This is a genomic window from Hymenobacter agri (assembly GCF_054778495.1).
Map to the genome: position 1 here is coordinate 1 of NZ_BAAGZM010000111.1, position 9,911 is coordinate 9,911.

Genomic DNA, 9,911 nt, shown 5'->3' on the forward strand with positions numbered 1-9,911 from the left:
CCTCGCGGCGGGTGTCTACGGCCAGGTGCGGGGCGTCGCGGTAGAGGCCGGCGAAATCGGGGCGCGGGGTGGCTAATGGGGCGTGCGCTGGCCGGGCGGCGATAATCGTCACTACTAGTAGCGCGTAAAGTTTACTGAACCGCTTCATCTCCGTTAGGCTGGTTGGCTTGATAGATAACTGAAATTTGTTGAGCAAAGCACAATCCTTCGTACCAAGCAAAATTGAGTAACGGTAACTCTCCGGCTTGTAACGTAAAAACGGCCGGCCCGCGCATTGCGAGTCGGCCGTTTTCTCTTGATTTCGACAGGTATTACTGCGGGTAGTACTGCTGCATCAGGCCGCGGGCCTTGTCGGCGCGGGCCTTGTCGCCGGCGCGCTCGGCGGCGATGTACACGCTTTGCAGGCCCACGAGGTAGCCGCGCTGGTCGTCTTCAAACAGGCTGCCGTCGGGCTTGGTGGCGTAGTAGGCCAGCATCTGCTCCGAGCGCTGCGTCATGGTGTCGAGGATTTGGTCGGCCTTGGCTTTCTCGCCGCCGGCCACCAGCGCGGGCACCAGCTGCGGCGAGTAGTAGTCGTAGGGGATGGCCGCGTCGGGCATTAGCTCCAGCGCCTTGTCGGCCACTTCCTTGGCCTTGGCCACGTTGTTCTCGGCCAGGTAGGCGTTGGCCAGGCGGGCAAACTTGTCGCGGTAGTTGGCCGGGAAGCGCAGGTTGTTCTCGTCGTAGAAGATGTGCGGGTTTTGCAGGCCGCGGTAGCTAAACTGCTTCAGCAGGCGCTGGTAGGTCAGGTCCTTCTCCACGAAGCCGTCGTCGCCGCTCTGGGGGTTGTAGTTCGGGTCCTTCAGCGGCAGCAGGCGGTAGGCCATGCCCTCCATCTGGAAGTAGGGCTGCAGGTTCATGTAGTCGCCGGGGTTCACGGTGCTGCTGAAGTAGATGGGCCGCTTCCAGTTGTTGGTGGCAATCATGTCGAGAATCACCAGGTTTTTCTTCTCGATGGCGCGCTTGCCCATGCTCCACTCCATCTTATCCACCAGCTGCTTCTCGCGGTCTTTGGGGATGATGCCGAGGCGCTTCACCGCCGCCGTGTCAATGGGCAGGAAGAAGTTGGGGGTGGGGAAGCTCATCATGCTTGGGCCGCCTTCCTGGTACTGCACCTGCAGCAGCGGGTTGTTGCTCTTGATGAGCTCCAGGAATTCCTTCAGGTTCACGCTGGGCACGGCCGGGTTGGCGGCGTAGGGCAGCATGTCGTTGGTGCCCTGGGCGTAGGCCGCGGCCGGCATCGAGATGGGGAAGCCCTCCGAGAGGTAGGAGCGGCGCTTCATCTGGGCGATGTACCAGTCGGTGTTCAGGTACGAGAGCACGGCCACGCGCACGTCGGTGCGGTAGCCCTCCACCTCCTGGGCGTACCAGAGCGGGAAGGTGTCGTTGTCGCCGTTGGTGAACAGCATGGCGTTGGGCGCGCACGAGTCGAGCAGGTTCTTGGCCGAGTCCACCGAGTTGTAGCGGTTCGAGCGGTCGTGGTCGTCCCAGCCCTGGGCGGCCATAATGCCGGGCACCAGCAGGCCCAGGGCCAGGGCCACGCCGGCGCGCAGGCCGTCGGCCTTCACCACCTTACCCAGCAGCTCGGCCAGCCCCAGCACGCCCAAGCCAATCCAGATGGCGAAGGCAAACGTGGCCCCGGTGAAGGTGTAGTCACGCTCGCGGGGCTCGCGCGGCGGCTGGTTGAGGTAGATGACGATGGCCAGGCCGGTCATCAGAAACAGCAGGCCCGTCACCCAGGCGTCCTTGCTGTCGCGCCGGCTCTGGAACCACAGGCCGATGAGGCCCAGGATGAGCGGCAGGGCCAGGAAGTTGTTGTGGGCCGGGCTGTCGCCGATGCGCGGCGGCAGCGAAGCTTTGCTGGGGCTGAAGGGCGTGACCACGCCCGCCTGCTGCACGTCGGACTCGCGCCCCACGAAGTTCCACATGAAGTAGCGCCAGAACATGTGGCCCATCTGGTAGCGGAACAGGAAGCCCAGGTTCTGGCCCATGGTGGGCTTCACGCCGTCCTGAATGTCCACCCACTTCTTGTAGTTGGCAATCTGGTCGGGCTCGTAGCTGTAGATGCGCGGCAGCAGCATCTTGTCCTCGTCGCGGTACACAGGCTCCTGCTGGCGCGGCAGAATCTCTTTGTAAGTACCGGTCTTGAGGTCGCGGGCGTAGCGGGGCGCGCCCTCGGCGTAGTCCACGGGCTGGGCGTTGAACTGTGGGCCGTAGAGCAGGGGCCGCGAGCCGTACTGCTCACGCTTGAGGTAGCTCACGAAGCTCAGCACATCCTCGGGGTCATTCTCGTTGATGGTGGGCTGGAACGAGCTGCGGATGGGCACAATCAGGTACGACGAGTAGCCAATCAGGATGAACACGAAGCACAGCATGGCCGTGTTCAGCAGCTGGCTACGGCGCTGGAAGGAGAGGCGGAAGCCAAACCAAATCAGGCCGATAAACACAATCAGGAAGATGAACAGGCCCGAGTTGAAGGGCAGGCCCACCGAGTTCACGAAGAACACCTCGAAGTTGCCGGCCAGCGTGGGCAGGCCGGGGATGATGCCCACCAGAATGGAGCCCACAATCACCATGCTCACTACCAGCACGATGAGGCCACCCTTCCAGGTGGGGTTCAGGTTGCGGCGGTAGTAGTAGATGAAGCCCAGGGCGGGCAGCGTGAGCAAGTTCAGCAAGTGCACCCCGATGCTAAGGCCGATAACGTAGGCAATGAGCACAATCCACTTGTCCGAGTCGGGCTCGCTGGCGTGAGCTTCCCACTTCAGCATCAGCCACACCACGGCCGCCGTGCACAGGGCCGACATGGCGTACACCTCGCCCTCCACCGCGTTGAACCAGAACGAGTCGGAGAAAGCGAAGGCCAGCGCCCCTACCACGCCCGCGCTCAGAATGAGCAGGCTCTGGCCCCCAGTGGGCTCAATGGCTTCGGCGGCCAGGTTGCTGTTGCCGGCCGCCTCGCGCAGCACCAGCTTGCGGGCCATGCGGGTAATAATCCAGAACAGAAACAGCACTGTAAAGGCGCTGCTCAACCCCGACAGGGCGTTGATGAGCACGGCCACCTTGGTCACGTCGCCAAACGAAAACAGCGAGAACAGGCGGCCCAGCAGCAGGAACGTAGGCGCCCCCGGAGGATGGGGCACCAGCAGCTTGTAGGAGCAGGCAATGAACTCGCCGCAGTCCCAGAACGAAGCGGTGGGCTCCAGAGTGAGCAGGTAGGTGGCGGCGGCAATGGCAAAAACCACCCAGCCAACGAGGTTATTCAGGCTTTTAAAGGAGCGCATACAATCGGATGAGACACAGACACCCGGCCGCACGGGAACAGAACGCGGCCGGCACAAGAAGCGGGTAAGTTGGTGAAAGGGCAAAAGTAGGCACTGCACCGTTGCACCGCGCCGCCTCTCCATCATTTCAGGCTAGAAACACAAAAAGCAGCCCGAGGCTGCTTTTTGTCAACTCATTAGGCGAAATACGCCCGGGCATGCCGAAATAAAATCTCGGAGCACTCGGGCTTATTGCATCAGTTCTGAAGCACGAGGCGCTTGGTGCTGGCCACTTTGCCATCCACGAGCAGGCTGTAGAAATACACGCCGCTGCGCAGGTCGCTCAGGTCAAGGGGCAGGCCGGTGGCCGTCAGCTCGGGCTTCAGGGCCACGGTGCGGATTTCCTGGCCGATGATGTTGCTCAGGCGCAGTTTGTAGTCGGTACCGGCTTTTTGCTCCAGCTTCACCGTTACCTGGCCGCGGGCCGGGTTGGGGTACACGCTCAGCTCCACGCCGGCGGCGCGGGCATCGAGGGTGGCGGTGGCCGTGCCCACTACCGTCAGCACACCGTACTGGCCTACTCCCGGCGCGCCGTGGGCCGTGCAGTGGTACGGAAACGAGCCAACGGTGCCGAAGGTGCGGGTGAAGGTGCGGTTGGCGGCATCCATGGGGAACGTGGCCCAGGCGCCGTTGTCCGACATGGTGGGGTGGCTGAGCTGGCCCACGTAGCTCCACGTCACCACATCGCCCACATTAATGGTGCGGATGTCGCTGGCACCCGTCGTGTTGCCGGGGCCGCGGTAGTAGTTGTCGCCGACCAGAATGGTGATGTTGGCGGCCAGGGTAGGGGCCAGCGACATGACCAGCAAAGCCAGCGCGACCATGGAGCGAGTAAAGAGTTGCATAGGGAAAGCAGAAAGGGTGAAGGTGAGAAAACGCTGAAAGCGGAATGACAAGCACCGTGCCGGGTTGCGCGTGTCAGGCTGTCAGCCAACGCGGCCCGCTGGGTTTGAGTTTACTAGACCAAGCTAACGGGTAAAAGTTAAACAATGGTTCTACTAATAACTCGATGAACCGGCCGGAAAGGTTGCCCGCAGAATATTTTTTATTCGAAATGCTTGATGTTTTTTTCGGGCGCTTCTCCTGTTGATGCGTTTACCGGCGGTTTGGTTGCTAGCCGTGCCGGATTTCCTGCAGCCCGAACCGACGCAGCTCGTTGCCGATGGCTACGGCCAGCCGGCCATCGTCCTCTACCCCAACAATCTGCCCGCTCACCGCGCGCCCGTCGATGATGAACGGGTGCACCTCCTGGTAGCGGTACAGCGCCTGCAGGTAGTCGCGTCGCAATGCCCCCACCTGCCCGGCCCGCAGTTGCAGGTAACGCCGCTCCAGGCATTCGAGCAGGCGCGCGGCCAGCGCGGCCCGGTCGTAAGCGCGGCCCGTTAGGCGGGCGAAGGACGTGGCCGTAGGCAACGCCAACTCCTGCTGGTTCACGTTCAGGCCGATTCCGACGATGCTGTGTTGAATTTTTGGCCCGCTCAGGCTGTTCTCAATCAGAATGCCGCCCAGCTTCTGGTTGCCGTAGTAGAGGTCGTTGGGCCACTTTAGTTTCAGCTTCGGGTCGGGGCCGAGCAGGGCGGTAGCCCAGTCGTGCACGCCCAGCGCCACGGCCTGGCTGAGGCGGAACTGCTCGGTGGCGGCCAGAAACGTGGGGTGCCACATCACCGAGAGCATCAGGTTTTCGGCGGGGGCGGCCTGCCAGTGGTTGCCGCGCTGGCCCCGGCCGGCAGTCTGAAAGTCCGTAATCACGGTGCAGCCTTCGCTGGCCCGGTTTTGGACAATCAACGCCTGAGCCTCCGAATTGGTCGAGGCGCAGGCCGGTAGCCATACTAATTGTTGGCCCGTAAATAGGGTTTGAGGGGTGACAACCACAGCCTTCTTGCGCGTATCGTTAACTTCGTAGACTTTCGGCTGTAAAGCTCACACCTAACAAGAGAATATGAAAAGCACGTTGGTCCGTCAGGATTCGGACACATTGGCAGATTTGGTCGTTCGCGGCATGCAGGACAAAAAGGCGGCCGACATCGTCGTTCTGAATCTGAAGGAATTAAAAAATGCAGTTGCCGACTATTTCATCATCTGCTCGGCCAACTCCGACACGCAGCTTGATGCCATCACCCGCTCGGTAGAAGAAGAAATTGAAAAAGCCACCGGCGAAAGCCCTTGGCAAACCGAAGGCCGCACCAACCGCGAGTGGGCCCTGCTCGATTACGTTGACGTAGTAGTGCACGTTTTTCTGCGCGACCGCCGCAAGTTCTACGCCCTCGAAGAGCTCTGGGGCGATGCCAACATCAGCTACATCGAGTCGGAGCCGGCGTAATCTATAAGGCCTGAAAGTGTCATCCTGAGCGGCGACGAAGGACCTTAGCACGCCCGGACTGTTTGAATTACTACAAACTGCTCAGGCGTGCTAAGGTCCTTCGTCGCCGCTTGATACGCGGAATGCTCAGGATGACCGAAAAAGGCTGAGTCGGCTAAAATAAAACCGCCCGCTCCGCGTCTGTGCTTTCGCCGAACATTTGCTTTCGGCATGGTGTTTTGCTCCTACTATACGTGGTTTTAAGTAGCTATTTTCATGTCGGATAACAATCTGAATTCCAATAAAAAGAAAAAAGGCCTGACGCCGGCGCCTAATCCGCGCCCGGGCCTGCAGCTGTGGGTGCTGGCGGGCCTGCTGGTGTTTTTGTTTGGAGTGATGTGGGTGAATAACCTGAATTCGCCCGCCAAAATCAACCAGCAGCGTTTCGAGAGCATGCTGGCCCAGGGCGATGTGCAGTCCGTCACCATCGTCAGCAACCAGAAAATTGTGGAGGTGACGCTCAAGGAAGCGGCCCGCGCCAAGTACAAGCAGGAGCTCACGCGCCGCTCGCCCTTCGGTAGCGAAGGCATCGGCTCGCAGTTTTACTTCCCGGTGGTGGATGCCAAGCTGTTTCAGGAAAACCTGGACGCGCTGCAGAAAACCGTGCCTCTGGCCCAGCGCCTGCCCATCAACATCGAAGACCGCAATAGCCCCGGCGATTACATCGGCACCTACGGCTTTTTCGTGCTGATGATTGTCGGCTTCTGGTTCCTGATGCGCCGCATGGGCAGCGCGGGCGGCCCCGGTGGCCAGATTTTCAGCATCGGCAAAAGCAAAGCCGCCCTGTTTGAAGGCGGCGACAAGGTAAAGGTGACGTTCAAGGACGTGGCCGGCCTCGAAGAAGCCAAAGAGGAAGTGCAGGAAATTGTGGAGTTCCTCAAGAACCCCGGCAAGTTCACCATCCTCGGTGGTAAGATTCCGAAAGGCGCACTGCTGGTGGGCCCTCCCGGTACCGGCAAAACCCTGCTGGCCAAAGCCGTAGCCGGCGAGGCCGACGTGCCGTTCTTCTCGCTGTCGGGCTCCGACTTCGTGGAAATGTTCGTGGGTGTGGGCGCGGCCCGCGTGCGCGACTTGTTTAAGCAAGCCAAGGCCAAGGCGCCGTGCATCATCTTCATTGATGAGATTGACGCCGTGGGCCGCTCGCGCAGCAAGGGCTCGATGCCTGGCGGTAACGACGAGCGCGAAAACACCCTGAACTCGCTGCTGGTGGAGATGGACGGCTTCGGCACCGATTCGGGCGTTATCATTCTGGCTGCCACCAACCGGCCCGATACCCTCGACTCAGCCCTGCTGCGCCCCGGCCGTTTCGACCGCCAAATCAGCATCGACAAGCCCGATATCAATGGCCGCACCCAGATTTTCAACGTGCACCTGAAGCCGCTGACGCTGGGTCCCGACGTGGATGCCAAGCGCCTTTCGGCCCAGACGCCGGGCTTCGCCGGCGCCGAAATTGCCAACGTGTGCAACGAGGCCGCCCTGATTGCCGCCCGCCGCGATAAGAAGTTTATCACCGACCAGGACTTCACCGACGCCATCGACCGTGTAATTGGCGGCCTCGAGAAGAAGAACAAAATCATCTCGCCCGGCGAGAAGCGCATCGTGGCCTACCACGAGGCCGGCCACGCCATCGCGGGCTGGTTCCTGGAGCACGTCGACCCACTGGTGAAGGTGAGCATTGTGCCCCGCGGCGTGGCCGCCCTGGGCTACGCGCAATACCTGCCCAAGGAGCAGTTCCTGTACAACACCGAGCAGCTGACCGACGAGATGTGCATGGCCCTGGGCGGCCGCGCCGCCGAGGAGCTGGTGTTTGGTAAGATTTCGACCGGCGCGCTGAGCGACCTGGAGCGCATCACCAAGATGGCCTATTCCATCGTGACGATGTACGGCATGAATGCCAAGCTCGGCAACGTGTCGTTCTATGACTCGAAGGGGCAGAACGAGTACGGCTTCTCGAAGCCTTACTCGGAAGCCACGTCGCAGATGATTGACGAGGAAGTGCGCACCATCATCGAAAACGCCTATACCCGTACCAAGGACCTGCTGACCGAGCGCCGCCACGAGCTGGAGGTGATTGCCAAAGAGCTGCTGGAAAAAGAGGTGTTGCAGCAGGAGGACCTGACCCGCCTGGTGGGCCCGCGCCCCTTCGAAACCCAGACCAACTACCAGGCCCACATGGCCGGCACTGACCGCAGCGAAACCGCGTCGGAGGTAAAAGGCGAACAGGCCGCCGGCGGCAAGCTCGGCAGCGACCTGCCCGACCTGAACCTGCCCGGCCTCGACGACAGCGGCCGCAACAACGAAGCTTCGGCTTCGAGCGGTAGCACGGTGGTCGGGTAATTCCGGTAGCCGACCAATAACAAGAGAAGCCAGTCCTTTCGCGGGGCTGGCTTTTTTTATCTCCTTACTTTTGTATCATGTCCGAATCATCTCGTGAGGCCGTGCTGGCCCGTATTCGCCAGGGGTTGGCGGCCGGCCCCGCGCCGCTGCCACCCCGCCCCGACTTTGCGGCCCCCGTGCACCCGCCCCTGAGCAGCCCCGACGTGGTGGTGGCTTTCGCCGAGCGGTTCCAGCAGATTGGCGGCGAGTTTCACTACTGCGAAACGCTGGCAGACCTAGCCGCACAGCTGGCCGCTTTCCGCGAGCGGCAGCATGTGGGCGCGCCCTACGTGTGGGAGCCCGACCTGCAGGCCGTGTTGCAAGCGGCCGACGTGCCGTTTCGGGCCGATGAAACCGACTTTATCGCCAACGCCGACCTGAGCCTGACGTCCTGCGAGGCGCTGGTGGCCCGCACGGGTAGTATACTCGTATCGGCGGCCACGGCCAGCGGCCGGCGGCTCAGCATCTACCCCGACCAGCACCTCGTGCTGGCCCGCCCCAGCCAAGTGGTGGCCGAAATCGGCGATGCGCTGCTCCTGATGCAGGAGCAGTACGGCGCAATTCTGCCCTCGATGATGTCGCTCACCAGCGGCCCCAGCCGCACGGCCGACATCGAAAAGACGCTGGTGCTGGGTGCGCACGGCCCGCGCCGCATCGCGCTGTTTTTGCTGGAAGAAGAAGACGCTGCGCTTAATTAAGAATGAAGAATGAGGAATGAGGAATTGCTTCGGCCGTTTCCTAGGTAACAATTCTTCATTCCTCATTCTTCATTCCTCATTATCCTGAATGAAGTCGCCCCATTTACTCTCTGATGTCATCCTGCCGCCCGGCAAGAAAGTCTACTTTGCTTCCGATTTCCACCTAGGGGCGCCTAACGCGGCGGCATCGCTGGCGCGGGAGAAGCGCATTGTGCGCTGGCTCGACGCGGCGGCACAGGATGCGGCGGCCATTTACCTGCTGGGCGACTTATTTGACTTCTGGTTTGAGTATAAGCACGCCATTCCGCGCGGGTTCAGCCGCCTGCAGGGCAAGCTGGCCGAGCTGACCGATGGCGGCCTGCCTATTACCATCTTCACCGGCAACCACGACATGTGGATGTTCGGCTACTTCACGCAGGAAATGGGCATTCCGGTGCTGCGGCAGGAGGTGAGCCAGCGCATCGGCAACCAGCTGTTTCACATCGGGCACGGCGACGGGCTGGGGCCGAAAGACTACAGCTACAAGGCGCTGAAGCAGGTGTTTACCTCGCCGGTGGCGCAGTGGCTGTTTGCGCGGCTGCACCCTAACTTTGGCATCGGCATGGCCAACAAGTGGAGCCGCCGCAGCCGCATGCAGGCTGGCAAGGACGACACTGTGTACTTCGGCGACGAAGAGTGGCTGCTGCAATACTGCCGCGAGCTCGAAACGCGCCAGCATCACGACTACTACGTATTCGGCCACCGCCACCTGCCGCTCGACGTGGAGGTGCGCCCCGGCAGCCGCTACGTGAACTTGGGCGAATGGGTCAATTATTGCAGCTACGGCGTGTATGATGGCAACGAGCTGGCTTTGCGGCATTTTGAAGGGTAAGCGGTAATGCACATGGAAAAGAACGTCATGCTGAGCTTGTCGAAGCATCTCTACCGCGCAAGTAATTCATTTACTATTGCGATAGAGATGCTTCGACAAGCTCAGCATGACCGTTCTATTAAAATCGTTCTGCTCGCCCTACTGCTCCTCGCCTCCGCCGCCCACGCCCAAACTACTGTACCCGCTGCCGCCTCCAGCGCACCCGCTGCCGCGCAGCCCGTGGCTCCGGTGCAGCCGGTGCCCCA

At 61.3% G+C, this 9,911-nt stretch carries 8 protein-coding genes; 5 read left to right on the forward strand and 3 right to left on the reverse strand.

What is annotated here, in order from left to right:
• Window positions 1-311 precede the first annotated feature (311 nt).
• From ACYVDE_RS08135 to ACYVDE_RS08145, 3 genes are all read right to left on the reverse strand, one after another.
• The gene (locus ACYVDE_RS08135; RefSeq protein WP_460500984.1) at window positions 312-3,323 is read right to left on the reverse strand and encodes a glycosyltransferase family 117 protein; all 3,012 of its coding nucleotides are present in this window, start codon (window positions 3,321-3,323) and stop codon (window positions 312-314) included.
• A gap of 236 nt (window positions 3,324-3,559) precedes the next feature.
• Window positions 3,560-4,207, reverse strand: coding sequence for a T9SS type A sorting domain-containing protein (locus tag ACYVDE_RS08140; protein ID WP_460500985.1), 648 nt, complete (start codon window positions 4,205-4,207; stop codon window positions 3,560-3,562).
• A gap of 268 nt (window positions 4,208-4,475) precedes the next feature.
• Window positions 4,476-5,234, reverse strand: coding sequence for a biotin--[acetyl-CoA-carboxylase] ligase (locus tag ACYVDE_RS08145; RefSeq protein ID WP_460500986.1), 759 nt, complete (start codon window positions 5,232-5,234; stop codon window positions 4,476-4,478).
• A 67-nt stretch (window positions 5,235-5,301) separates the two neighbouring features.
• Here ACYVDE_RS08145 and rsfS point away from each other — a divergent pair, with 67 nt between their 5' ends.
• The 5 genes from rsfS to ACYVDE_RS08170 all read left to right on the forward strand — a co-directional run.
• On the forward strand, window positions 5,302-5,682 hold the full coding sequence (gene rsfS, locus ACYVDE_RS08150) for an RsfS/YbeB/iojap family protein (protein ID WP_460500987.1): 381 nt from the start codon (window positions 5,302-5,304) through the stop codon (window positions 5,680-5,682).
• Window positions 5,683-5,937: 255 nt separating this feature from the next.
• Window positions 5,938-8,058 carry an ATP-dependent metallopeptidase FtsH/Yme1/Tma family protein gene (gene ftsH / locus ACYVDE_RS08155; RefSeq protein WP_460500988.1) on the forward strand — a complete coding sequence of 707 codons (2,121 nt, stop codon included), beginning with the start codon at window positions 5,938-5,940 and terminating at the stop codon, window positions 8,056-8,058.
• 77 nt (window positions 8,059-8,135) lie between these two features.
• On the forward strand, window positions 8,136-8,795 hold the full coding sequence (locus ACYVDE_RS08160) for a LutC/YkgG family protein (RefSeq protein WP_460500989.1): 660 nt from the start codon (window positions 8,136-8,138) through the stop codon (window positions 8,793-8,795).
• Window positions 8,796-8,883: 88 nt separating this feature from the next.
• Window positions 8,884-9,666, forward strand: a complete 783-nt coding sequence (locus tag ACYVDE_RS08165; RefSeq protein ID WP_460500990.1) for a UDP-2,3-diacylglucosamine diphosphatase — start codon at window positions 8,884-8,886, stop codon at window positions 9,664-9,666.
• A gap of 12 nt (window positions 9,667-9,678) precedes the next feature.
• On the forward strand, window positions 9,679-9,911 hold a 233-nt coding region (locus ACYVDE_RS08170; RefSeq protein WP_460500991.1), incomplete at its 3' end, for a hypothetical protein.